This window comes from Rhizobium ruizarguesonis, assembly GCF_012349115.1.
GTDB lineage: Bacteria > Pseudomonadota > Alphaproteobacteria > Rhizobiales > Rhizobiaceae > Rhizobium > Rhizobium ruizarguesonis.
Map to the genome: position 1 here is coordinate 1 of NZ_PQIG01000106.1, position 23562 is coordinate 23562.

A 23562-nucleotide genomic window follows, 5' to 3' on the forward strand; every position below is an offset into this window, starting at 1 on the left:
CCAATCCGCAAAAACAAAACCCGCCGAAAAATCGACGGGTTTGTCAGCGGTCTGAGGCGCCCTGAAGGCGGCTATTTGTTTGGTTGCGGGGGCCTGATCGCACAGAGACTTGTAAAATTGGTCGAGATTCGAGGATATCTCTGAGGCGTAACGCCTATATATGGAACGCATATGGTGGCCTCGGCGCAGGCAGGCCAATCGACATCGTCTGCTCACCGTGGTCTGTGCACTCTCAGTCAAAACTTACTGCAGAAGTGGACACGACGGCTCCGCCGCTTTGGGCCATGATATTCCTCAAGGTGAGAGGAGACATCATGCGCTTTAAGAACAAGACCGCCTTGATTACGGGCGGGGGAACGGGAATCGGTGCGGCGGTCGCGCGCCGCATTCGGTTGGAGGGTGGCAATGTTGCGCTCGTGGGGCGGCGTCCGGACCCACTTCACGCCGTTGCCGAAGAGATCGGAGCCGCGGTCGTTGTCGCCGATGCAGCCGACGGCGCCAGCATGAAGGCTGCCGCTCTTGCCGTCGCCGAGCAGTTCGGCAGCCTGGATATTCTCGTGGCCAATGCCGGGGGTCACGGTGTCGGCCCCACGGTCAGCATGTCGGACGAGACCTGGGATCTGGCCATCAGGCTCAACCTCAACACGGCCTTCGTCAGTGCGCGCGAAACGTTGCCGCATCTGATCGAGAGTAAGGGCAACATCGTCGTGCTTGCCTCGATAGCGGGGCTTTTTGCCGGTCCGGATGCCGCAGGCTACGTCACCATGAAACATGCTTGTATCGGCCTGGCAAAGTCGCTGGCTCGGGACTACGGCCGCCTCGGCGTGAGGACCAACACCGTTTGCCCCGGCTGGGTGACGACGGCGATGGCCGACGAGCAGATGGAATTCATCATGGAAAAATTCAAGCTGAAGAGCATCGAGGACGCTTATGCCCTGGTGACGAAGGACGTGCCGCTTGGCCGTCCCGCAACGCCTGAAGATGTCGCCAATGCAGTCTGCTTCCTGGCCTCGGCGGAAGCCGCAATGGTCAACGGCGCCATCCTGACCGTCGACGGCGGAGCCGGGACTGTCGATCTGCCCACGCTCGCATTCACCTGAGGAGGAGACAATAATGAACCAGAATCCGAAAGACTGGAAAACCTACGATCAGTTCGCATACGGGATCGACGCGAACCGACTGCCGGCGACGAATGCCCTTTCCGGCTCATCCCACGCGATCGCCTTTGACGACGGACGCAAGCTTCAACTCACCTTCCACGATGACAATGTGCAATGGTCGGACGGCGATGACAGCGCAACCGACAAGGTCGAAGTCATCGAGGTTGCGCCCGACACCTTCTTCGTCGAAGTCATTTTCGCGGGTCGACCCAAAGAAGCCGAGACCTTGATCCTGAACGTTTCCAGCCGCCGCGTTCTCTCGATCTATTCGATTGTTCGCGAAAAGGAGCAATCCGTCGGAGAGCCGCAGGTGGCGCAGATTTTCCGACCCGGTATTCTCGAAGGCGGCGCGGTCAGCGGACCGGTGCCCGCCGAAAGCCGGGATCTGATCGGGCTAAGGGCGCATTTCACCTATAGCCCGAACCACGTCTACGAACATACCTATCTGTCGTCGCAACGCTATGCATGGCAATGCCTTGTCGGCGTGCAACGCGGGCACGGTGACGTCGACCTGACGACCACCTACAAGTTCGACGATGATCAGTACATCTTCACCTTCCGCGAATTCAAGATCGCTGTCGCCTCGACATTCTTCTACAATTTCAAGGATATGCGTTCAACAGGCAAATTCCTTGGCATCACTGGTGATGGCCATATCCAGAACAGCCCGGCGGGCGCCTTCATCCGCAAGGCGTCGATGACCTACTATCTCCCCGGGCAGGAACCAGTTTGAGGCAGAACGATGCGCACAGCCTATGAAATCGTGAAGGCACACTACGACGCCAACGCGCGCCGGGATATGGACGGCATGCTTGCCGACATCGCCGCCGATTGCCGATGGACGGAAATGGATGGCTTTCCCTGTGCCGGCACCTATGTCGGTCCGCAAGAGGTTCTCAAAAACGTTTTTTTCGCACTCGGAGAAGCCTTCGACGGCTACACGTTCGCCCTGGAACGGCTGCTGGATGCAGGCAGCGACGTGATCGGAATCGGTGATTATGCCGGGACTTACAGACAGACCGGCAAGTCCTTCAAGGCGCGTGTCGTTCACGTCTGGAGCGTCGCAGACGACAAGATCCGGCGCTTCGAACAATTCACCGACACGCTGCGTGTAGCGGACGCAATGCGATAAACGCGTGGCGGCCTCGCGGATTCACGCCGGGCCGCCCTTTCTCCAATCGGAGGGCGAAAGCGCATAGCGGCCACGAAACGCCCGGGAGAAATGCGCGCTCGAAGAAAACCCAAGCGCAAAGGCAATCTCCGATATTTCGCCCGGGCGGCATGCAGCGTCCCGTAGTCGGGATGCGGCTCTTTCCAGCCGCAGGCTCCAGATATAGTCGGCCGGCGTCGTGCCCTCGGCCTCAAATGCACGATAGACGTAGCGAATGGAACAACCCATACGGCGCGCGATCATGCCGACATCGAGATCGGGCCGCGAGATGTGGTCCGAGACAAAGTCCTTCACACGCCGTCGCAGCAGGTCAAGGGAATGGGCGCTTGATCGTTCCCGCTGCGGATCGCCGATCATGGTGCGAACGAGCTCGATCATCGTCTGGCCGAGGCTGGCACGCACCGTGTCGTCCAACCTGCCGATCTCCCGGATTGTCGAATCCATCAGCGAAAGCAGGATGCGCTGCATCCCCGCATGTTCGGGCATGGCGACAAACGGCTCCATCAGCCGGTTGACCGCTTGAACTGGAAGCGCGCGACGGGGCAATTGCAGGAGAAGCAGGCGGACAGCCGTTCTGTTGGTCAGCACATAGGGACGGCTTGGATCATACATGATGCTCGCGCCGGCGCCGACTGGAACGCTACGGCCATTTTGGTTGAGGGACGAAAAGCCATGTGTCTGGAAAACCAATTTGATGGCATCGGGAGAGTCCGAGCCGAGGGTCACGTGCTCGCCAAAAACCGTGTGCGTATCGGCTTCCAGCAGCGTCAGGCGGCAGGTGCCGAGCATTGCCGACAACAGCCGGCTTTGATCTTCGTCACCCGATTGAAAATCGAGCCGCACATTGCCGAACAAGCTGCGGGCAACGCTCGGAAAATCCCTTCCCCCTGCAACTTTAACGGATGAGAAAACCGGTTCCATGCTGTCTTCCTCATGAGGTCAGGTAGCCGCCGTCGACCGGCAGGCAGACGCCGGCTATGTAGCGTGCTGCCTCGGACGACAGGAAGACGATCGCGTCGGCGACTTCCGCCGCCTCGCCCCATCGTCCCGCCGGTATGCGGTTTCTGATCGGCGCCGAAACGACTTCATCGGCAAACAATGCCCGGCTCAGCGGCGTTACGATCCAGCCCGGCGCGACGGCATTGACGCGGATATTCTCCGCCGCAAACTCCTGCGCCAACGACTTTGTCAGTTGTACGATCGCTCCCTTGCTGGCCGAATAACCTGGCCGATCTGCGGCGCCGAACGTCGAATACATGGACGCAATGTTGATGATGGACGAACCGGATGTCATCCGGCTGCGGCCCAAGCGACAACAATCCATGACGGACGTCAGGTTGATTGCTATGACCTCATCGAACTTCTCTTTCTTCCATTCGTCGCGATCGCGGCTGACGCCGGTGCAATTCACGAGCACATCAATCTGATTGAGGCTCGCGAAGAAATCGTCGAGAGCGCCGGGCTGAAGGACGTTGATGTCCCGGCTCTCGATCCGCTCGCTGCGTGGTCCGCCGGCGGCGCCAAGGCCGCAGCAGACGACCCGGGCACCGAGCGCAGCAAAACGCTCAGCCGTCGCAGCCCCAATGCCCGAAGTTCCGCCGGGGATAACGACCGTTCGGCCGGTAAAAAGATCGTTGGCAAAGGTCATCGTCTCTCCTTGAGATCAGCTGGCGAGATAGGCGCCATGCAGGATTTCGGGATTGGCCCTCAACGTCGTGGAAGCACCGTCATAGACCAGCCGGCCGCGCTCCATGACCATCGCGTGATCGGCCAGATCGAGAGCAAGGTTGGCGAACTGTTCGATCAGGAGCACGCCGATGCCGTTTTGGGCTGCTATCTTTAGTGCTTCCGCCAGCCGCTTGACCACAGCCGGCGCCAGCCCAAGCGAAAGCTCATCGACCACCATGAAGCCTGGCTTGGCGATAAACGCCTGCGCCATCGCGACCATCTGCTTCTGGCCCCCCGAGAGATCGGAAGCCAGCTGGCGTTTGCGCTGGGCAAGTTCGGGAAATATTTCATAGGCTCTTTCGAGTCCCTCCCGACGGGCGGAAGGCGATCCATCGAAGGCAGCAACGAGAATGTTGTCTTCCACCGACAGCTGGCCCAGCACCCGATGGCCCTCCGGCACCAGCGCCAGGCCGGCCCGGCGGATGCGATCGGGAGAAAGCCCGGTGAGCGACGTCGCGTCGAGCCGCATTCTGCCGCCAGCGATAGGCAGGACGCCAGCAAGCGCCATAACGGTGCTCGACTTACCGGCGCCGTTGGCACCCAGCAAAGCGGTGATTTCTCCGCTTTTGATGGCAAAGGAGACATCGTGGATGACCCGTTTGCCACCGCGCTCGACGGCGAGGTTTTTAACGACCACGGATGAGATCGCTGCCATCAGAATTCCCCCAGATAGGCGCGACGCACGTTCGGGTCGGCAAGCACCGCTTCCGTCGGCCCCAGCGCCAGCAGCTTTCCATAATCGAGCACCATCGTCTCGCTGCACATCGCCCGAATGAGCTCGACGTCGTGATCGATCACCAACACTTGCGCTCCGACTTCGGCGGGGATGCGCAAAACGAGTTCGCGAAACATGCCGCCCTCCTCTTCCGTCAGGCCGGCGGCAGGTTCATCGAGCAGGATGAGCCTGGGATTGCCGATCACGCATTTGCCGAGCTCGACCAGACGGCGCTGGAACAGATTGAGCGACTGGCCGAGCTTATCGGTCACCGGTCGGAGGCCGACAAAAGCAAGAGCGGCATCGATGGCCGCGGCGCGATTTAGCGGCGCCACTACATGATCTGCGATCGCGGCGAGATTGCCCGACACCGTCAGATCCTCGACGACCTGCTCTGTCTGGAAAGACCGCCGGAGGCCGGCGCGCACGCGCTGCAGCGGTGCAAGGTCGAGCAGTTGTTCGCCATTCAGTGCGACGCTGCCACGAGCCGGCCTAACGAAACCTGAGAGAACATTGAGCAGGGTTGTCTTACCCGCACCGTTCGGGCCAATCAGACCGGCGATTGGCGCAGCAAGCGTCGCAGTCAATTCATTGATCGGCTTGACGCCGCCGAACTGGACGACAAGGTTGTCGATGGCGATCATCGCGCCCTCTCCTTTGCCGAACCGAATCGCAGCCGGGCGATCAGCGAGGCGATCTGTCCGGCGATGCCGGATGGTGCCGTCGCCAATGCCTGGAACAGAGCGACGCCGAAAATACCGATGGTCACATATCCATCGATCCCGAGATCGGTCAGCAGTGCCGGCACCGCCCGCAGCAGCAGCCCGGCAATCAGCGCTCCGTACCAGTTGTAGACGCCTCCGACGATCGCCAGGGCGAAGAGGTTCAGGCTTTCGAAGGCGCCAAACGCACGACCATCGAGCTGTCCGACATTTCCGGCAAGCAGTGCACCAGAAACGCCCGCGAGGAAGCCGCTGAGCGCGAATGCCCATGCCTTGTAGGTCAGCACATTGACGCCGCTTGCAATGGCGACCGTCTCGCCCTTGCGGATCAGAGCCCAGGCGCGGCCGGGTCGTCCCAGTTTGTGCCATTGGGCGATCAGCAGAGCGATCGTCGCGGCAAGGCAAACATAGAGGAAATAGCCGACGGCTCCCTCGGCGATTTCAGGCCGGGGGAGCATGGCACGGCCGGAACCGTCGGCGCGGCCGAGAAAACCGCTGCCGCCGTCGGGAAAGCCCCAGGCGCTGATGATGATCTGAAACGCCCCCGCGAGCATCAGCGTGACCAGGGCAAGATAAAGCCCCCTCAAGCGCAGCGCCGGCAAGCCGAAGGCAAGGCCGACCACGGAAGCGACGATGCCTCCGGCCAGAAGGCTGAATTCGAACGGCGGGTGAAAGGCGTGGCCGACACGAAGCGTTACCCACCCGCCAACCCCAACGAGCGCGAATTGGCAGAGCGAGACCAGGCCGAGCTGCCCATAGAGGATCGCCAGCCCCGCCACCGAGAGCGACAGCGCCACCGCCGACGTTGCGGCCGACAGCCAGTAGGAATTGGCAAGACACGTGACCACGGCAGCAAACAGAGCCATCGTCGCGGGAACTTGAAGAAGCTGTTTGGGAAAGCGGGCCACCGGAACGCGCTCCGGTAATGCCTGTATCGTCTGTTGCGAAGTCATCATCGGTCCTTCAATACGGCCTTGGCCGTACTCCCCAAGATCGTCACCGCGACGAGCGCGATAATGAAAGGTGCGGCGGCGCGATAGGGTGAGATCCAGCCGACCGGGGTGAGCGCAGCTTCGGCAATGCCGATCAGAAGCCCAGCGACAGCCGTTTCCCAAAGCGAGCGCAGTTGGCCGAGAATTGCCGCCGCGATCGCTGGGATCACCAGCAAAGTCAGGAACGTGCACTGGAGGCGGACGAGGTCGGCAAGCAGCAGGCCGGCGAAACCGGAAAAAATGCCGGTAATGACCCATGCCGCCGTTTCTGTGTAGAGAATGCGAACACCGAGAATTGCGCTCAGGTCGCGGTCGTTGGCCAAGGCTCGCATGTCAAGGCCGAGGCGCGTCCGATTGAGCAGCAGTGTGATCGAGCCAACCATCACCACAGCAAGCAGGATGGCGATGATGCGCGTATAGGTCAGGCGAACACCGAAGAGGGAAATGAACATCTGGTCGGTCGGAAACTGCAGGCGACGCGGCAGCTCACCCCAGATAATTCCCATCAGGGCGATCAGCACCAAGGCCGGCGCCAAGGTCCCGACGGCGCGCACGACCGTATCGCGATGCGATAGCATAGGCGCAAAGATCCGCCCGTAGAGAAAGCTGATCGCCGTGGACACGACGACGGCCGCGAGGATGGCCACGGAAAGCGGCATTTTCCATTCGAGAAGCTGCCAGGCGCAATGCGCGCCGATAGCACCAAACGCGCCGAAGGCGAAGTTAAGGGCCCCGGTTGCCCGAAAGAGGATGACAAGGCCGACGCCTGAGAGGGCATAGACGGCCCCAATTCCGAGACCCGATATCAGAAATGGTAAAAAGGTCATGAGCGGATTCCGATGTGCGGCCGAAGAGACGGCGGGCAGCGTATCCCGTGGCCCGGACCACGGGATGATGCGTGATGCCTCAATTTATGGAGCTATTCCGGCGCTCTTTTCAAAGGCGCGGATGTCGGCCAACTCCGGATCGGGCGATGGCGCGCAATCGGAAATCACCTTCCACTTGCCGCCTTCGCTGACTGCCATGCGCGTCGTTGAATTTGCATTGTGGCGCGGCTGACCATCGCCGAAATACCAAGGCGCGCAGAAAATATCGCTGGCAAAGCCCTTGACCTGCCGGATGGCGGCACTGGTGCTTTCGCGGGTGATGTCCTTGGGATCAAGTGACATCAGTGCCTTCTCGGCAATCCGGGCGGCAAGATATCCGGCCTGGGCGAACGTGTCGCGCGGATCGGACGGCTGACCATATTTGTCCATGACGGCAAGCCAGTTCTGATTGTCGGGCGTCGCGGCCTCGAGATCGTTGAACTCCATGTTGACATAGAAATTACCATCCCAGCCTGCGCCAATTGTACCGGGCACCGAAAGGTCATAAGCCGATGCGGCACTGAGGAACTTGATGGTCTGGTTGAGCCCCTGTTCTTCGGCCGCGGTCAGAAGCGGGATTGTGACGCCCTTGGGAAGGCCGAGGATAATGACATCAGGCTTGGAAGCCGCCGCCTGCAGGATGATCGAGGTCGAGTCGGCCGTACCGGGATCCATCAGGATCGTTTCGGCCGTAAAGCCTTTTTCCTTGGCCAGAGACTTAATGCCGTCGCAGGACCATGTACCGACATTCGGGATGTTCGGACCGATACAGACCACCGACTTTGCCTTGAGCTGATCCAATGCGTAGCCCATGGCGCCCAGCGTGGAGACGCGCGGTCCGGCATTCGTCGCGGCGTAGTTTTCGGCAAAGAAGCACTCGCGAGGAACGCCGACGCCAGCGACGACGACAATGCCGGACTTCTTGTAGAAATCCGCGTTTGCGCCACATTCGACAAAGCTCGAATTGCCGACCATCAGCACTGCCTTCTCGTCGTTGACGAGCTTGGCGGCTAGCTGAGCGGCCGTCTCAGGATTCCACTGATCGTCTTCGACCAGATATTTGACCGGCCGCCCCTTGATCCCGCCATTGGCGTTCAAGCAGTCGAAATAGGCCTTGGCCGCCCTGGTTGAATTCGAAAAATCGTCCGGACCGGTTTTGCCGGTGATCGCACCGATGACAATCGGTTCGCCGGTCGCGGCTTTGCCGGTATTGTCGCCGCAGGATGCAGCGGCATGAGCACTGAATGCCGAAAGCAGCATCAGGCCGAGGCCGACCACCAGCCCCCTCATATCTATTCTCATCGTTTCCTCCTCCAGTTTCCGTTATTGTCCGCACTCCCCGCGAACGTCTTCCATCGTGGAATCTCTGCCTCAGCCGGCGATCGCCTTGCCTGTCATGAAGGCGGCCGCGCGCGCCGCAATCATCATCACCGGAGCATTGGTGTTGCCCGATACCAGCGTCGGCATCACCGACGCGTCGCATACCCTCAGACCCTCGACGCCGCGCACTTTCAGATCGGCCCCGACAACCGCCATCGGATCGTCAGCTCGCCCCATGCGCGCCGTGCCCGCCGGATGGAAAACGGTCTTGGCGGTCTGGCGGATGTAGTCTCGCAATGCCGCGGGATCACTTTCGACCCCCGGTTTCGGCAGGACGCGTCGCTTGATAAGCTTCGCAAGTGCTGGCGCATCCAGAATGCGGATCGCTGTCTCGACACCGCGCACCAACGTATCGAGGTCGGCCGGGTCTGAGAGGAGATTGGCGTTGAACTCCGCCCTGTCATTCGGGTCGGCGCTTCTGAGACGAATGGTGCCGCGCGAGCGCGGCCGAAGGTAACAGGGGCCGATGCTGAGACCGTGACCGGGTTCGGGATCGCGGTCGACGAAGCCCACAAGAACCGGCAGGACATGGAACTGGACATCCGGCTGGCCGGTGCCCGCCGTATCGACGAAACCACCGCATTCGACGACGTTCGATGAAAGCAGGCCACGATGCGACAGCAGGTAGCGCGCCATGTGTCCGGCGGCGCGAATCCCACTGTCATGCCCGAGGATGGAGATCGGCTCGTGGGTTTCGCCTTGAACCGGCGCTTCGAGATGATCCTGATAGTTTGCGCCGACGCCCGGCAGGTCGGCCACCACATTGATGCCGTGAGAGCGCAGATGCTCGGCCTCGCCAATGCCCGAAAGCTGCAGGATCTTGGGTGTCGCGATCGCACCCGCCGTCAGGGCGATTTCCTTGGAAGCGGTGAATATGGTGCCATCCTGCAACGCGACACCCGTCGCCCGCCGACCTTCGAACAGGATGCGGGCGACCTTGCGTTCGGTCAGGATCGTGACGTTCGGCCTTATCTCCGCGTCGCGCAGGAACGCCTGCGCGGAACTCCAACGACGCCCCCGGTAAGTCGTACTCTGATAGAACCCGACGCCTTCCTGGTCTGCACCGTTGAAGTCGGGATTATAAGGAATGCCGACTTCCGTGGCTGCCTGAATGAAGGCTTCGCTCAGCGGATGGCGGTGACGAGGGTTCGAGACGTGCAGGCCGCCGCTGCGGCCATGAAATTCGCCACTGAGGCTTTCGTTATTCTCAAGCGATCGGAAAGCCGGCAGCACATCGTCGTAGGACCAGCCGTGACACCCCATCTGCGACCACGTATCGTAGTCGTTCCTGTGGCCACGGATGTAGATCATCGCATTGACGGAACTGCCACCGCCGAGCACGTTTCCCTGCGGGGTAATGCAAGGGCGGCCGTTGAGGCCCTTCTCCGGCTCGGAGGCATAGGGGTGAATGTCGACACCCTTGCCGAGAACCTTAAAGAAGGTCGCTGGAACATGGATCCAGCGATCGGTGTCACGCCGACCGGATTCGATCAGCAGGACCTTGTTTTCCGGGTTCTCGGAGAGCCGGTTTGCCAGCACACAGCCGGACGATCCGCCACCGACGATGATATAGTCGAAGTTCGCCATGGCTCAGCTCAACACCGTCTGGATCGTGGTGAATTCCTTCAGCCCTTCGGAGCCGAACTCGACACCGATGCCCGATTGTTTGACGCCGCCGAAGGGCGCGTTCGGCTGGATCGTGCCGTGCTTGTTGATCCAGACCGAGCCGCATTCGAGCTGCATTGCGTAGCGCTTGGCTTTTTCGGCGTCTGCCGACCAGACAGAGCCTCCAAGCCCGGCGGGATTGGTGTTGGCGCGGGCGATGACCTCATCGATATCGGTGTAACGAATGATCGGCAGTGCCGGCCCGAACTGCTCTTCGTCGACGAGACGAACACCATGGTCGACGTCGGCAACAAGCGTGATCGGATAGAAGTAACCCGGCCGATCGATCGGCGTGCCGCCGGCGAGAATTCGGCCGCCATTGGCGCGCGCATCATCGACAAGTTCGCGAACTTTGTTGAACTGCATTTCGTTCTGGACCGGGCCAAGAATGCTGGTTTCGTCAAGGCCGTCGCCGATCACGATCCTGCCGGCGTAGTCGGCAAGCCGTGCGCAGACGTCTTCATAAATGCTGTCGTGCACATAAAGGCGCTTCAGCGCTGCGCAGGTCTGGCCGTTGTTGATGAAGGCTCCCCAGAACAGGCCCTCGGCGATCTGTGCAGGGTCGGCATCGGGAAGAACGATACCGGCATCATTGCCGCCAAGCTCGAGCGTCAGGCGCTTCAACGTCGCGACAGCCGAAGCCATGACCTTCTTGCCGGTCTCGGTCGAGCCTGTGAAGGTCATCTTGGCGATGCCGTCATGGGCGGAAAGTGCTGCACCAATGCTGTTTTCGCCGGTGATGACATTGACGACGCCGGGCGGCAGCACTTCATTCATGATCTCGACAAGACGGATCGTCGAAAGTGGTGTCAGCGGCGAGGGCTTGATGATGACCGTATTGCCGGCTCGCACCGCTGGCACGATATGCCAGCAAGCGATCATCACCGGCCAGTTCCAGGGTGTGATCGAACCGACGACGCCAATCGGCTTGCGATGCAATTCGACACGTCCTTCATTGTCGTCCTGCAGAATTTCGATGGGCAGATTCAGCTCTGCCGTATGGCGTGTCCACGCAAGTGCACCACCTATTTCAAACCGGGAACCGAGACCATTGAGAGGCTTGCCCTGCTCCAGCGTCAAAAGGCGTGCAAGTTCCTCGCCATTGGCTGCGATCTTTTCGGCAATGGCGCGACAGGCGGCCTGGCGCTCTTCTTCCGACGCCTGGCTCCAAGTGCGAAAGGCGACTGAGGCGGCGGCAACGGCAAGGTCGAGATCCGCCGCCGTCGCCAGCGGCATCTGACCGACGACTTCGCCGGTCGATGGGTTGCGAACGTCGGCATAGGTTGCGGTCTCGATGCGTGCTCCGCCGATGAACAGACTGTACTGCTTCACGATTGGCTCCTCCCTGAGCTTTGGAAGGAGTATGACGGGGCAGAAGAAAGCCGTCTTGGGCAGGAGCGCGCCGCGACTTGGTTTGAAACGCAACAGGCCGTCGGCTCATCAAGTATTCAAACCGCACTATTGTGCGGTTGATGTCACCGGCCTGAGCAGATCGGTCGGCGCGCAGTCGAACAGATCCTTGAAGCTGCGATTGAAATAGGAAATATCATTGAAGCCGGCCGAATAGGCGACTTCCGCGATCGTCCTTGGGCTTCTTTGATCTTTGATCTGCGCAATCTTTTCACGCACAAGGCGCAACCGCTTGTCACGGATGACCGTGGTGCAGGTCATGCCGATACCTTGAAAATCCTGCTGCAACGTGCGGATGGATACCCCGATCCGTGTCGCCAGCCACTTGGCGCTGAGATCGCTCTCGGTCAGGTGTCGGTCGATCAGTATGTCGACCATTTCCAGCCGCCGCGAAGCGCTGTCGTTGAGAGCGGACATGGCGTCGCCGTTTGAGACGAAGGCCTGTCGCGTCGCATTGAACATCAGGTGCCGCAGATTGGCGGACGCGGCATCCGATGCCGAATTGGACATGATCTTCGCCACCAGCGCACGCAGCATCATTGCCATCGGGTCAAAGGCCTCGAGTTTGCGGGCGATGTCGAAATCGATCGGGCTTTCGGCATACATGATCTGGCGTGGCAAATGCAGCGACAGATGATTGCTGAACTGTCCACCGAAATGGAATGTCGTGGGCCGGGTCGAGTCGACGAGAATGCAATCACCGACATCCAGGACTGCCTGGAGGCCGACGTGCTCGAGACCACAGGACCCTTCGAGCTGCATGATGAGAAAAAGGTGTTCGTTGGCGTCGCGGCGAATGTCATCCCAATCTCGATGGACGCGATCGAGATCATTGGAAACATGGGCGAACTCCATACCGCAGACATCGATACGCCGGGCTGCCCCCGTTACGGCCTTGCCGCTCTCCATTGCTTTCGGATTGAAGTTGCCGCAGATCGATTGGAGATCACTGGTCCATTGATCATAGGGAACGGTTGCCCATGCGTGTTGCATCAGGGCCTGATTGTTCAAGAGCTCCAACTCTGCCTCCCAACAGTGTCAGTCAACGACATGTCCGTCTCGCGCGACTCTCCCACAAGCGCAAAAAGGCGGCAACACCTGAGACCGGTAAACTGAAAGAGTGTCGAAGATCGATCGCCCTGTCAATATATTTCACATGTTAACTAGAGTCCGTCATCCCGACTCTTCTCACCAGCTATGTTTTGCCGCCGCCATTCACTGGGCGGCATACCGGTCCGCGCGCGGAAAAAGCGCGAAAAATAAGCGGCATCCTTCAAGCCCACCTCGTAGGCTATGTCCTCGAGCGATCGGATGGTGAAAAGCAACAGCCGCTTGGCCTCGAGCAGGCGACGCTCGGCGATCATGTCCTTGACGCCCTGGCCGAATGCCATGTGCCCGGCCTTGGCAAGAAGATGCGGCGTGGTGCCGAGGCTCGAAACGTAGCGCGCAACCGGCCAGTTCTCGCGAAAATGCCGGTCGATCAGCCGTCGAAGGTCACCAGCAAGCAGGCGTTGTGGCGATTGTGCCAGCGTCGGCGCGTCGGACGCCAGGCGTCGGATCTGGGTCAGCATGGCGGCAACCAATGGTGAAAGGATCGTATCGGCCTGGCCTCTCCCCTCGGAGTACTCCTCCAGAATTAGTTGCATGGTCCGCCGAAGTCTCTCCCAGAACGCTTCCGCGCCCTGCCCCGTCACCATCACCGGGCGATCCAGCGGCAGCGTCGTCTGACCGGCGATCGACGGCAGCAGACTGTCTGCGATCGACACGACGACCGCGTCTGAAACAAGCGGATCGACGTTGAAGCCGTGGATGACGCCGCTCGGCACGAAGCTGACGGCAGGCGCCAAAAAGTCCAAACGTTGATCTTCTATGAAATAGGATCCGCTGCCGCTGGTCCAGAACGTGACCTGCATCATCCGATCATGTTTATGGGCCCGAACCTGGCCGGAATGGAGATTTGCTCGCGCCATCACCGTTTCGACATGAAGAAATCCGATCTCCAAAGGGCGATCCGGTTCGCCGTAGACAAAGAAACTTGGGACGATGTCGTTCATGCTGGCCGCCGTAAAAAGTACAAGTGATTTCCCTATTCTGTCCATGGTGGAAGGCGAACGCAAGGACTAGCATTTGTCTCACATCAAGGGAGGACGACATGCGATCAGAAGATTTCCGGGCCGATACCAAGCGGCCCTTCACCGGTGAGGAATATCTGGCATCCCTGCGTGACGGGCGGGAGGTCTACATCAATGGTGAGCGTGTCAAGGACGTGACCGCGCATCCCTCGATGCGCAATTCCGCCCGCTCGCTCGCCAGGCTTTACGATGCGCTGCATGCGGAAAAGACCAAGGAACGGTTGACATCGCCGACCGACACCGGCTCTGGGGGCTACACCCACAAATATTTCCGTGTCGCAAAGTCCTCCGCCGATCTCGTCGCTCAACAGGGTGCGATCGCCGACTGGGCCCGCATGTCCTATGGATGGATGGGCCGAACCGCCGACTACAAAGCAGCATTGATGAATACGCTGGGCGCCAATGCCGACTGGTACGGTCCCTTCAAGGACAATGCACTCGCCTGGCACAAGCGTGCCCAGGAAGCGGCTCTCTTCATGAACCACGCGATCGTCAACCCGCCGATCGACCGCCACAAGCCGGCGGATGCCGTAAAAGACGTATTCGTTCATATCACCAAGGAAACCGACGCCGGCATCTACGTCTCGGGCGCCAAGGTTGTGGCGACGTCCTCTGCTTTGACGCACTACAATTTCCTGGCACAGAGCTCGGCGACGGTCACGGAAGACCCGTCGCTGTCGGTGATGTTCATCGTCCCGATGAATGCGCCCGGCATCAAGATGTTCTGCCGCGTCTCCTATGAGGAAACGGCAAATCGTGTCGGCACGCCGTTCGACTACCCGCTCTCTTCCCGCTTCGATGAGAACGATGCCATCCTGGTTCTGGACAACGTCTTCATCCCCTGGGAGGACGTGCTGGTCCTGCGCGATGCGCCGAAGATCCTGTCCTTCCATCCCGCTTCCGGCTTCATGCACGGCTACTGCTTCCAGGGCTGCACGCGTTTCGCCGTCAAACTCGACTTCCTGGCGGGCCTGCTCGCCAAGGCATTGCGGGCGACCGGCGGCGATGCCTTCCGCGGCAATCAGGCCGCACTTGGTGAAGTCATCGCGTTGCGCCACATGTTCTGGAGCTTCTCCAACGCCATGGCCTACAATCCGATCCACTGGGCGAACGGCGCAGTGCTGCCCAATCTGGAGGCGGCTCTCGCCTATCGCACTTTCATGTCGGAAGCCTATCCCCGCGTCATCGAGACGGTCCGCAAGGTCGTCGCCTCGGGACTGATCTACCTGCCGTCCTCGGCCAAGGATTTCGGCAATCCGGAGATCGACCGCTATCTCGGCCAGTATGTGCGCGGCTCCAACGACATGGGCCATATCGAACGCATCAAGATCATGAAGCTGTTGTGGGACGCAACCGGAACCGAGTTCGGCGGACGGCATGCGCTCTACGAATTGAACTATGCCGGAGCGCCGGAAGAAGTCCGGCTTCAAGTGTTGAAGGGGGCCGAGCGTGGCGGACGGTTGCGCGAAATGGAGGCCTTGGTCGATACCTGCATGAGCGACTACGACGAAAACGGCTGGACCGGTGACACCTGGTTGCCGCCGATCGGCAATGCAGACCAGTTCAAGTCCGCTGCTGAATAGGAGGCGACCATGGAGGAGGCCTTTTCCAAAACCGAGTTCCGCAACGCCATGGCGCGCGTTTGCGCGCCGGTCAACGTCATCACCACCAATGGTCCCGCCGGTCGCGGCGGGTTCACCGCCACGGCCATGTGCAGCGTGACGGATGAGCCGCCGACGCTGCTCGTCTGCATGAATAGCCGATCCGCCCAAACTGCACTGTTTCTGGAAAACCACCGGTTCTGCGTGAACGTATTAAGTCACGACCACAGAGAGCTAGCCGGGAAATTCGCCGGAGCAACCGCCGATATGGAGGCGCGCTACGCCTCTGCGGATTGGGTCGCAATGCCTTCAGGTACGGATGCTCTCGCGGATGCGATCGTCTCATTTGATTGCGAGCTGTCCGAGGCAAGACTTGTCGGCAGCCATCACATTTTCATCGGGCGGATCGCCGGCATCCGATCCCGTCCCGACGGCAACGCATTACTGTATTTTGACCGGAATTATGTTCATGTCCCGACGCAACTTGGCAGCTTCGGAGGTTGAAGGTATTCGCTGTCAGCCACGTTGCAGCTGACAGCGAATGGGCTGCGCGCGGAAGCTTCAACTTCAGATGCGTCCGACATTTCAACTGCGACCCCTGCTCTCGGCAAAGTGTTCGACCAAGCTAGAGCTGGATCCATGCCGTTTTCAGATTGTGATACTTTTCCATGGCGTGTAGCGACTTGTCGTGGCCGTTGCCCGACTGGCGGATGCCGCCGAGCGGCACGGTGTTGTCGGCGCCGCCATAGGTATTGACGTGGACGACGCCGGCCTTGACCCCCCGCACCATGCGATGGGCGCGAGACAGGTTGCTGGTCCACACGGCTGAAGCGAGGCCATAAGGCGTGGCATTGGCAATGCTGATTGCCTCTGCATCGTCATCGAAGGGAATGATGGAGAGGATCGGTCCGAAAACCTCCTCTCTGGCCAGCGTCATCTGCGGCGTCACGTCGAAAACGGTCGGCTGCATGTAGAAACCGCCGGTGTCCTGAAGAATACGGCCGCCGCCGGTCCTCAGTCTTGCACCTTCGGACAGCGCCTGGGCGGCGAAACCGAGGTCCTTCTCGAGTTGGATCTCGCTGGAGATGGCGCCGGATTCGGTCGAGAGCAACAGCGGATCGCCAACCTTTATCTTTTCGGCAATGGCTGAGATCCGTTCTGCGAAGGCTTCGTGGATCGACCGCTCGACCAGGAGTCTCGACCCGGCAACGCAGACCTGTCCCGAGTTTCTGAAGATGCCGAATGCCGAGACCTTGGCGGCCAGTTCGAGGTCCGGCGCATCGGCGAAGACGATGTTGGGCGATTTGCCGCCCAGTTCGAGATAGACCCGCTTCAGGTTGGAGCGCGCCGAATATTCGAGCAGCCGGCGGCCGACGCCGCCGGAGCCGGTGAAGACGAGAACATCGATATCGCCATGCAGGCCGATCGCCTCTCCGGCGACCGTGCCGCGGCCGGTGACAACATTGAGCACTCCCTCCGGCAAGCCGGCTTCAGCACACAGCGCCGCCAGTTTCAGAAGGCTGAGCGATGCGCCTTCGGCGGGCTTCAGCACCACCGAGTTGCCGGCTGCCAGCGCCGGCGCGATCTTCCAGGCGCCGATCATCATCGGGAAATTCCACGGCACGATAGCGGCGACGACGCCGACGGGCTCGCGGTGAATGAGGCCGAGAACGCTTTCGGAGGTGGGTGCAATTTCGCCGTAGACCTTGTCGAGGGCTTCGGCGTAATAGCGGAAGGTGGCGGCGGCGCTGCCGGGCTCGGCTTTCAGTGCCATGCTGATTTCCGTACCGTTGTCGCGCACGCCGAGAACCGCCAATTCCAGCGCATCACGCTCGATCAGTTCGGCGATCCGGAACAGGATTTTCTTGCGCTCGCCGGGCGCTGCCTTCGACCACGCGCCCTTCTCGAAAGCGGTGCGCGCAGCCCTAACGGCGAGATCGACATCCGCCGCCCCGGCATCGCCGATAGTTGTCAATTTCGATCCGTCGATCGGCGAGATGACATCCATTGTCGCGCCGCTTAAAGGTGTACGCCACTCGCCGCCAATGAACAGCGATTGCGGCGAGACGACGCTCGAGCGGAGTTGGTCGATCTTGTCCTGCATCTCAATCTCCTTACGAAAGAGATGGCGGACCGGCGTCCGCCATCATGATCCAGATATGTCAGGCTTCCTGTCCGGCGCCGAGCCGGGCAAAACCGGCAGCATCTTCCGACTTCAGACGGGCAGCTGCCATCAAGCCGACAATGGCGGCAATCACCACCAGCCCCGGCAGAAGCACGGCGAGCACACCGCTTGCGCCGGCGATCGCGCCGAAATTCACCGTGATATAGTAGACTAGACCCAGCAGGATGATGCCGGTGATCACCGGCAAGATCTTGGTCACGAGAACATTGCCCTCGAGGCCGGGATTGCGGCTGAAGAAGGCGACGATGGCGAATGCGGTGAAGGCCATCAGCAGAATGATGGCAAGCGTGCCGACATTAGTGAGCCACGAAAAGAGGGCAAGCACGGGATCCTGCCCCGTAAAGGCGAAGAGCGCGATGACGAGAGCGGCAACAATCGTCTGGATCACCGAACCGACATGCGGGCTCTGGAAGACAGGGTGGGTGACCCCAACAGACTTCGGCAGCAGACCTTCGCGGCCGGCGACATACATGTAGCGGGCGACGCCATTGTGGAAGGCGAGCACGCCGGCAAACAGGCTGGTGATGAAGAGTACGTTCATGACCGGGACGATCCAGTGACCGACATAGCGTTCGGCAAGGCCGAAGAGGAAGGTCGTAGGATCGGCGAGGCCCTGCAGTTCGGGAACGAGCTTATCGGCGCCGGCGCCGTTGACCATCAGCCACGAGGTCAGCATGTAGAAGAGGCCGATAATAAGGACAGAGATATAGGTCGCGCGCGGCACGGTCTTGTGCGGCTCGCGGGCTTCCTCGCTGTATATCGTGGTTGCTTCGAAGCCGATGAACGCTGCAAAGCAGAAGAGAATGCCGATTGCCGGCGTTCCGCTCATGAAGGCGGCGGGCGTGAAGGGTACGGCCGAGATGCCGCTGTCACCGCCCTTGAGCAAGATAGCGGCGTCGATGACCAGCACGACGACATATTCAAGAATGACGAGGACCGTCAATATCTTAGCCGACAGATCAACGCGCCGATAGCCGAAGACCGCGACGACGGCGATGCCGATATAGGTCCAGACCCACCATGGCAATTCAAGGCCGATGCCCGCGAAGAACCCTGCGGTTGCCGCACCGAAGAGACCGAAAACGCCAATCTGCATGGCATTGTAGGCAAGGATGGCAATGAGGGCGGCTGCACCGCCCATCATGCCGCCGAGACCCTGGGCGGTATAGGCATAAAAGGCACCGGCATTGCGGATGTGGCGCGCCATGGCGACGTAGCCGACCGCAAACAGTACGAGGATCGCCGTGACCAGCAGAAAGGTCAGCGGGATGCCCGGCCCATTGCCGAGCATCATCGACAGAGGCACGCCGCCAGCGACCGCCGTCAGCGGCGCTGCGGCCGAAACCACCAGAAATGTCACGGCGCCGACGCCGAGACTGTTCTTGCGCAGCTGGTTTTCACCTGCGCCTGTTGAGAATTGATTGTCCATTTTGCTCAAGTTCCCCTTGTTGCAACTATCCGATTGCGCTCCGGGAAAACGCGTCCTCCCAAATCGCCGTCATTTCGAACCGGACTAATCTGCCGCGTTTTTTCTTTTGCTCTTGGCCGCGCGCAGGTCAGCGCATATGGTTCATATATTGAACCATTGCTTCAAATATAGACTTGCAAATAACGGCTACACCTGTCAAGTTATTTCGCATGTTAAGTAGTTTGGCCGGCATGGAGGACCGGACATCGACGATGATGACCCAGACAGGTGCCCGTAACACCAACCGGTATCGAACGGCGACCGGACAAAAAGAGGAGACCGCATGAGCACCGTCGGAAAAGCACTGTCCTTGCTGGACAGCCTGTCGCAACTCAACCACGAAGCGGGATTGACGGATATCGCCCGTCTCTGCGACCTCGACAAGGCGACGGCCCGCCGCCTGCTTGTCGAATTGGAAAAGCATGGCTTCGTTGAGCAGGATCCGGACACGCGCAGATACCGGATCGGTTCAGCGCCGGTTCGCCTGGCGCGGATTCGCGAGGCGCGTTATCCGTTCCTGCGGGTCGCCATCCCCTTCGTAAGGGAGCTCGCTGAAAAGTCTGAGGAAACTGTTCATCTCGCCGAATTCAGCGGCAGCACACTTTCAACGATCCACGTCGAGGACTCACCGCGCGCGCACCGGGTCATCGTCGAGATCGGCACGCGCCTGCCTTTCCACGCTACGGCGTCGGGCCTCGCCTATCTGGCTTTCTCAGATAAGAAATACATCGAGTCGGCCCTGTCGCAGCCACTGGACGCTTTTACCGAGCACACCGTGACCGATCCGGCCGCCGTCCGCAAAATGATAGACGAAACGGTCGCGCGCGGATTTTCGATCAGCAGCCAGGGTCTCGAGGTCGGCGTCGTCAGCACCGGAGCTCCCATTCTTTCGCCGGCCGGTCAACCGATCGGCTCCATCACCATCGCGGCGCCGCTGGCGCGCGCGCGCGCCGCCACACTGGCAAACTTCGGCGCAGCCGTCGTCGACACAGCCAAACGCATCTCAGAAAAATACTACGGGCCGGAGCGGCCTTCGGGAACAAAAATGCAAACAAAGAGGACCGGTTGAATGAGCCCAGCAGAGCCGTCGCCAGAACAATCACGTCCACTCAGCATCCTTCTGATTGGAACCGGCGACACCAAATCCGACGAGCTTCAGTTCATGGCAGGCATCATCCGCGATGCCGGCGCAGAACCGGTCATGGTCGACGTCAGTATCTTGTCAGATCCGCCTTACACACCTGACTATTCCCGGCACGACATCGCCAAGTCGGCGGGAACCTCGATCGAAGCGATCATTAACAGCGGCGACGAAAATTCAGCAATGGCGCTGATGTCGACCGGCGCTGCGGCTCTCGTCGGAACGTTGCATGCGACCGGAAAGGCGGATGGCATCATTGTTCTCGGCGGCTCCATGGGTACGGACCTTGCGCTTGACGTGGCGGCCGCCCTGCCGCTCGGCGTTCCCAAATTCGTGGTCTCGACGATTGCCTATTCGCATCTCGTGCCGCCGGAGCGCATCGCCCCGGACCTGATGATGATACTCTGGGCCGGCGGACTTTACGGATTGAATGATATCTGCCGCGCCGTGCTTTCCCAGGCCTGCGGCGCCGTCGTCGGGGCTGCCCGCTCCAGCAGGAAGCCCAAGGCGGACCGGCCGTTGATCGGAATGACCTCCCTCGGTTCCACCTGCCTCAAATACATGAAACACCTGAAGCCGGAGCTCGAAAAGCGCGGCTATGAGGTCGCAGTATTCCACTCGACCGGCATGGGCGGACGGGCCTTCGAGGCGATTGCCGCGCAGAAAGGCTTTGCCGCGGTGTTCGACTTCTGCATGCAGGAAGTCGTCAACCACCAGAATGGCACCGTGGTCACCTCCGGTCCTGACCGCATGGAAAATGCGGGCCGCTCCGGCATACCGCAGATCGTCGCGCCCGGCGCGGTCGATATGGTGGACCTGCCCGCATGGCAGCCGCTGCCGGCAGCACTTGCCGACCGACCTTATCACGCACACAACCGGCTGATCGGCTCGGTCACCACCTCGCCTGAAGGACGCCGGGCAACGGCTGCCCTGATCGGAGAAAAGCTTGGCGGCGCGCAGGCGCCGGTCGCCCTGATCCTGCCGCTCGAAGGCATACAGGAATGGGACCAGCCGGGTGAACCGTTGCATGATCCGGTAGGCCTTTCAGCCTTTATCGATGCGATGCGCCTGGCCCTCCCCCCATCCGTCGCCCTGCATGAGGTCGATGGTCACATCAATTCCCCTCAATTCTCCACAAAAGCCCTCGCCGTATTCGATGCGTGGGTTGCACAGGGCATCATCCCGGAAGGCAGGCCATGACAGGTGATCGCGCACTCATCCTCGATTTCGGCGGCGTCGTCACCCGCACGCTGTTCGAAACGCACGACGTCACCGAGCGGGCGCTTGGCCTTGCCGCCGGCACACTCACCTGGCGCGGTCCGTTCGACACAACGACCGATCCACTCTGGGTATCGATGCAGAACCGTGAGATCACCGAACGCGACTACTGGATGACACGGACCGCGGAAGTCGGCCGGCTGGTCGGTGAGGATTGGACCGACATGAAGACCTTCGTCCAGCGGGCGCGCGGCGCCGATGCCGATCTCGTGCTGCGTCCGGAAGCGGCAGACGCCATCACCCGCGCCAAGGCCGCCGGCCTGCGGCTCGCCATCCTTTCGAATGAACTCGATCTTTTCTACGGTGTCGAATTTCGCAAGCGTTTCCCGCTGATCGATTTCTTCGACGTTATCGTCGATGCCACCTACACCAAGATCCTGAAACCGGATGCGCGCGCCTATGAACAGGTGATCGCCGAGGTCGGGCTTCCGCGCGAAGCCTGCGTCTTCGTCGACGATCAGTTGAAGAACATTGAGGGCGCCGACGTCGTCAAGCTTCCCAACGTCCATTTCGACGTTACCCGGCCCGCTGACGGCTATGCCCGCGCCCTTTCCATGCTTGGACTTTGAACGAAGAGGACTGCGATATGCGCGAAACCAATTTTCTGACCGAAAACAACGCCCGTCATGTCTGGCACCCGATGGCGCACCCGGCCGACATGTTGGCCAATCCGCCGCGCATCATCAGGGCGGCTTCCGGTGTTGAAATCACCGATATCGACGGCAAGACGGTGCTCGATGGCGTCGGGGGGCTCTGGAACGTCAACCTCGGCTATTCCTGCGATCCGATCAAACAGGCCATCCGTGACCAGCTCGAGGAACTCCCTTATTATTCCGCCTTTCGCGGCACCACCAATCCGCCGCTGATCGAACTGTCTTACGAACTGGCTGAGTGGTTCAAGGAAGACGGCCTCAGCCGATCCTTCTTCACCTCGGGCGGCTCGGATTCCGTGGAGACCTGCCTGCGGCTTGCCCGCCAGTACCACAAGGTCAATGGCCAGCCGGAGCGCACCAAATTCGTGGCGCTGAAGAAAGGCTATCATGGGACCCATTTCGGCGGTGCGTCCGTCAACGGCAATGCCAACAACCGTCGCAACTACGAGCCGCTGCTCCCGGGCGTTTCGCACCTGGCGGCTCCCTATGGCTACCGCAATCCTTTCGGCACCGACGATCCGGCGGAAATCGCGGCGGCCATCGGTCGTCAGTTCGAAGACGAGATCGCCTTCCAGGGCGCCGATACGATCGCCGCCTTCATCATGGAGCCGGTGCTGGGCGCCGGCGGCATCATGGTGCCGCACGAAACCTTCATGCCGCTGATGCGTGCCATCTGCGACAAGAATGGCATTCTTCTGATCGCCGACGAGGTCATCACAGCCTTTGGCCGCACCGGTGCCTGGACGGGATCGCGCCTGTGGGGCACCAGGCCCGACCTGATGTCGACCGCCAAGGCGATTACCAACGGCTATTATCCCTTCGGTGCGGTGATGATCGCCGACAAGATCGCGGAAGCCTTCGAGGCCAACAAGAACACCGTCGGCACGATCGGTCATGGCTACACCTATTCCGGCCACCCTGTGGGTGCAGCGGCGGCGCTGGCGACGCTCAAGGAAACCAAGCGCCTCAACGTGGCCGCCAATGCAGGCGCGCGCGGCAATGAACTGCTGGCTGGTTTGAACTGGCTGAAGGAAAAGCATGAACTGATCGGCGACGTTCGCGGCAAGGGGCTGATGTGCGCGCTGGAACTGGTGACGGACCGCGCGACAAAGACCGGCGCGCCGAAGGATATGGTCCAGCGCCTGCAAGATGCGGCCTACGACGCCGGCGTGATGGTGCGTACCTCTGGCTCCAACGTCATCATCTCGCCGCCGCTTGTCATCACCACGGCCGATGTAGATCGGATCCTCGCGGCACTCGAGACAGGTCTGACAGCCGCCGCGGGAGGCAAATGA

The 23562-nt window shown here is 60.6% G+C and carries 22 protein-coding genes; 9 read left to right on the forward strand and 13 right to left on the reverse strand.

Translation table 11 applies throughout. From position 1 onward, the window contains the following. Positions 1 to 314 precede the first annotated feature (314 nt). The 3 genes from C3Y91_RS28590 to C3Y91_RS28600 are packed head-to-tail and all read left to right on the forward strand — an operon-like array spanning position 315 to position 2292. The gene (locus C3Y91_RS28590; protein ID WP_024323625.1) at positions 315 to 1100 is read left to right on the forward strand and encodes an SDR family NAD(P)-dependent oxidoreductase; all 786 of its coding nucleotides are present in this window, start codon (positions 315 to 317) and stop codon (positions 1098 to 1100) included. Positions 1101 to 1113: 13 nt separating this feature from the next. Continuing rightward, positions 1114 to 1893 (forward strand): MoaF C-terminal domain-containing protein, encoded by a 780-nt coding sequence (locus C3Y91_RS28595; RefSeq protein ID WP_024323626.1) that lies wholly within the window; start codon positions 1114 to 1116, stop codon positions 1891 to 1893. A gap of 9 nt (positions 1894 to 1902) precedes the next feature. Then, positions 1903 to 2292 (forward strand): nuclear transport factor 2 family protein, encoded by a 390-nt coding sequence (locus C3Y91_RS28600; RefSeq protein WP_024323627.1) that lies wholly within the window; start codon positions 1903 to 1905, stop codon positions 2290 to 2292. Positions 2293 to 2313: 21 nt separating this feature from the next. On the opposite strand, the gene C3Y91_RS28605 is transcribed toward C3Y91_RS28600, so the two are convergent. The 11 genes from C3Y91_RS28605 to C3Y91_RS28655 form a co-directional block, all read right to left on the reverse strand. Continuing rightward, the gene (locus tag C3Y91_RS28605) at positions 2314 to 3252 is read right to left on the reverse strand and encodes a helix-turn-helix domain-containing protein (protein ID WP_024323628.1); all 939 of its coding nucleotides are present in this window, start codon (positions 3250 to 3252) and stop codon (positions 2314 to 2316) included. 10 nt (positions 3253 to 3262) lie between these two features. Next, the gene (locus tag C3Y91_RS28610; protein ID WP_130682224.1) at positions 3263 to 3979 is read right to left on the reverse strand and encodes an SDR family NAD(P)-dependent oxidoreductase; all 717 of its coding nucleotides are present in this window, start codon (positions 3977 to 3979) and stop codon (positions 3263 to 3265) included. A gap of 15 nt (positions 3980 to 3994) precedes the next feature. After that, positions 3995 to 4714 carry an ABC transporter ATP-binding protein gene (locus tag C3Y91_RS28615; protein WP_024323630.1) on the reverse strand — a complete coding sequence of 240 codons (720 nt, stop codon included), beginning with the start codon at positions 4712 to 4714 and terminating at the stop codon, positions 3995 to 3997. After that, on the reverse strand, positions 4714 to 5418 hold the full coding sequence (locus tag C3Y91_RS28620) for an ABC transporter ATP-binding protein (RefSeq protein ID WP_003550310.1): 705 nt from the start codon (positions 5416 to 5418) through the stop codon (positions 4714 to 4716). Before C3Y91_RS28620 ends, C3Y91_RS28615 begins: the two co-directional genes overlap by 1 nt. Then, on the reverse strand, positions 5415 to 6452 hold the full coding sequence (locus C3Y91_RS28625) for a branched-chain amino acid ABC transporter permease (protein WP_024323631.1): 1038 nt from the start codon (positions 6450 to 6452) through the stop codon (positions 5415 to 5417). The genes C3Y91_RS28620 and C3Y91_RS28625 overlap by 4 nt, the downstream gene beginning before the upstream one ends. After that, complete coding sequence (locus tag C3Y91_RS28630; RefSeq protein ID WP_168576098.1) at positions 6449 to 7315, reverse strand: branched-chain amino acid ABC transporter permease; 867 nt, start codon at positions 7313 to 7315, stop codon at positions 6449 to 6451. The genes C3Y91_RS28625 and C3Y91_RS28630 overlap by 4 nt, the downstream gene beginning before the upstream one ends. 84 nt (positions 7316 to 7399) lie before the next feature. Next, complete coding sequence (locus tag C3Y91_RS28635) at positions 7400 to 8656, reverse strand: ABC transporter substrate-binding protein (RefSeq protein ID WP_024323633.1); 1257 nt, start codon at positions 8654 to 8656, stop codon at positions 7400 to 7402. Between the two features lie 69 nt (positions 8657 to 8725). Then, the gene (locus tag C3Y91_RS28640; RefSeq protein WP_024323634.1) at positions 8726 to 10321 is read right to left on the reverse strand and encodes a GMC family oxidoreductase; all 1596 of its coding nucleotides are present in this window, start codon (positions 10319 to 10321) and stop codon (positions 8726 to 8728) included. A gap of 3 nt (positions 10322 to 10324) precedes the next feature. Further along, the gene (locus C3Y91_RS28645) at positions 10325 to 11731 is read right to left on the reverse strand and encodes an aldehyde dehydrogenase family protein (RefSeq protein WP_024323635.1); all 1407 of its coding nucleotides are present in this window, start codon (positions 11729 to 11731) and stop codon (positions 10325 to 10327) included. A gap of 126 nt (positions 11732 to 11857) precedes the next feature. Continuing rightward, on the reverse strand, positions 11858 to 12802 hold the full coding sequence (locus C3Y91_RS28650) for a helix-turn-helix domain-containing protein (RefSeq protein ID WP_376774820.1): 945 nt from the start codon (positions 12800 to 12802) through the stop codon (positions 11858 to 11860). A 170-nt stretch (positions 12803 to 12972) separates the two neighbouring features. Then, positions 12973 to 13908 (reverse strand): helix-turn-helix domain-containing protein, encoded by a 936-nt coding sequence (locus C3Y91_RS28655; protein WP_024323637.1) that lies wholly within the window; start codon positions 13906 to 13908, stop codon positions 12973 to 12975. Positions 13909 to 13961: 53 nt separating this feature from the next. On the opposite strand from C3Y91_RS28655, the gene C3Y91_RS28660 reads away from it, so the two are divergent. After that, positions 13962 to 15524 carry a 4-hydroxyphenylacetate 3-hydroxylase N-terminal domain-containing protein gene (locus C3Y91_RS28660; protein ID WP_024323638.1) on the forward strand — a complete coding sequence of 521 codons (1563 nt, stop codon included), beginning with the start codon at positions 13962 to 13964 and terminating at the stop codon, positions 15522 to 15524. Positions 15525 to 15533: 9 nt separating this feature from the next. Then, on the forward strand, positions 15534 to 16046 hold the full coding sequence (locus C3Y91_RS28665; protein ID WP_018073576.1) for a flavin reductase: 513 nt from the start codon (positions 15534 to 15536) through the stop codon (positions 16044 to 16046). 121 nt (positions 16047 to 16167) lie between these two features. Here C3Y91_RS28665 and C3Y91_RS28670 read toward each other — a convergent pair whose 3' ends face one another. Next, entirely contained in the window at positions 16168 to 17646 is a 1479-nt protein-coding gene (locus tag C3Y91_RS28670) for an aldehyde dehydrogenase (protein ID WP_024323639.1), read from the reverse strand. Between the two features lie 58 nt (positions 17647 to 17704). Continuing rightward, complete coding sequence (locus C3Y91_RS28675) at positions 17705 to 19156, reverse strand: APC family permease (protein ID WP_018073574.1); 1452 nt, start codon at positions 19154 to 19156, stop codon at positions 17705 to 17707. A 322-nt stretch (positions 19157 to 19478) separates the two neighbouring features. Between C3Y91_RS28675 and C3Y91_RS28680 the strand changes: the two genes are divergently transcribed. The 4 genes from C3Y91_RS28680 to C3Y91_RS28695 are packed head-to-tail and all read left to right on the forward strand — an operon-like array spanning position 19479 to position 23562. Beyond that, entirely contained in the window at positions 19479 to 20264 is a 786-nt protein-coding gene (locus tag C3Y91_RS28680; RefSeq protein WP_024323640.1) for an IclR family transcriptional regulator, read from the forward strand. Then, positions 20265 to 21536 carry a Tm-1-like ATP-binding domain-containing protein gene (locus tag C3Y91_RS28685; protein ID WP_024323641.1) on the forward strand — a complete coding sequence of 424 codons (1272 nt, stop codon included), beginning with the start codon at positions 20265 to 20267 and terminating at the stop codon, positions 21534 to 21536. It begins immediately after the preceding gene. Beyond that, the gene (locus tag C3Y91_RS28690) at positions 21533 to 22183 is read left to right on the forward strand and encodes an HAD family hydrolase (RefSeq protein WP_024323642.1); all 651 of its coding nucleotides are present in this window, start codon (positions 21533 to 21535) and stop codon (positions 22181 to 22183) included. Before C3Y91_RS28685 ends, C3Y91_RS28690 begins: the two co-directional genes overlap by 4 nt. 17 nt (positions 22184 to 22200) lie before the next feature. Beyond that, positions 22201 to 23562: an aspartate aminotransferase family protein gene (locus C3Y91_RS28695; RefSeq protein WP_024323643.1), complete on the forward strand. Its 1362-nt coding sequence runs from the start codon at positions 22201 to 22203 to the stop codon at positions 23560 to 23562.

Excerpts from the sequence above, each read along its gene's own strand:
- C3Y91_RS28590 (WP_024323625.1), top strand. The coding sequence starts at position 315 with ATGCGCTTTAAGAACAAGACCGCCTTGATTACGGGCGGGGGAACGGGA.
- C3Y91_RS28595 (WP_024323626.1), top strand. The coding sequence starts at position 1,114 with ATGAACCAGAATCCGAAAGACTGGAAAACCTACGATCAGTTCGCATAC.
- C3Y91_RS28600 (WP_024323627.1), top strand. The coding sequence starts at position 1,903 with ATGCGCACAGCCTATGAAATCGTGAAGGCACACTACGACGCCAACGCG.
- C3Y91_RS28605 (WP_024323628.1), bottom strand. The coding sequence starts at position 3,252 with ATGGAACCGGTTTTCTCATCCGTTAAAGTTGCAGGGGGAAGGGATTTT.
- C3Y91_RS28610 (WP_130682224.1), bottom strand. The coding sequence starts at position 3,979 with ATGACCTTTGCCAACGATCTTTTTACCGGCCGAACGGTCGTTATCCCC.
- C3Y91_RS28615 (WP_024323630.1), bottom strand. The coding sequence starts at position 4,714 with ATGGCAGCGATCTCATCCGTGGTCGTTAAAAACCTCGCCGTCGAGCGC.
- C3Y91_RS28620 (WP_003550310.1), bottom strand. The coding sequence starts at position 5,418 with ATGATCGCCATCGACAACCTTGTCGTCCAGTTCGGCGGCGTCAAGCCG.
- C3Y91_RS28625 (WP_024323631.1), bottom strand. The coding sequence starts at position 6,452 with ATGATGACTTCGCAACAGACGATACAGGCATTACCGGAGCGCGTTCCG.
- C3Y91_RS28630 (WP_168576098.1), bottom strand. The coding sequence starts at position 7,315 with ATGACCTTTTTACCATTTCTGATATCGGGTCTCGGAATTGGGGCCGTC.
- C3Y91_RS28635 (WP_024323633.1), bottom strand. The coding sequence starts at position 8,656 with ATGAGAATAGATATGAGGGGGCTGGTGGTCGGCCTCGGCCTGATGCTG.
- C3Y91_RS28640 (WP_024323634.1), bottom strand. The coding sequence starts at position 10,321 with ATGGCGAACTTCGACTATATCATCGTCGGTGGCGGATCGTCCGGCTGT.
- C3Y91_RS28650 (WP_376774820.1), bottom strand. The coding sequence starts at position 12,802 with ATGCAACACGCATGGGCAACCGTTCCCTATGATCAATGGACCAGTGAT.
- C3Y91_RS28655 (WP_024323637.1), bottom strand. The coding sequence starts at position 13,908 with ATGGACAGAATAGGGAAATCACTTGTACTTTTTACGGCGGCCAGCATG.
- C3Y91_RS28660 (WP_024323638.1), top strand. The coding sequence starts at position 13,962 with ATGCGATCAGAAGATTTCCGGGCCGATACCAAGCGGCCCTTCACCGGT.
- C3Y91_RS28665 (WP_018073576.1), top strand. The coding sequence starts at position 15,534 with ATGGAGGAGGCCTTTTCCAAAACCGAGTTCCGCAACGCCATGGCGCGC.
- C3Y91_RS28670 (WP_024323639.1), bottom strand. The coding sequence starts at position 17,646 with ATGCAGGACAAGATCGACCAACTCCGCTCGAGCGTCGTCTCGCCGCAA.
- C3Y91_RS28675 (WP_018073574.1), bottom strand. The coding sequence starts at position 19,156 with ATGGACAATCAATTCTCAACAGGCGCAGGTGAAAACCAGCTGCGCAAG.
- C3Y91_RS28680 (WP_024323640.1), top strand. The coding sequence starts at position 19,479 with ATGAGCACCGTCGGAAAAGCACTGTCCTTGCTGGACAGCCTGTCGCAA.
- C3Y91_RS28685 (WP_024323641.1), top strand. The coding sequence starts at position 20,265 with ATGAGCCCAGCAGAGCCGTCGCCAGAACAATCACGTCCACTCAGCATC.
- C3Y91_RS28690 (WP_024323642.1), top strand. The coding sequence starts at position 21,533 with ATGACAGGTGATCGCGCACTCATCCTCGATTTCGGCGGCGTCGTCACC.
- C3Y91_RS28695 (WP_024323643.1), top strand. The coding sequence starts at position 22,201 with ATGCGCGAAACCAATTTTCTGACCGAAAACAACGCCCGTCATGTCTGG.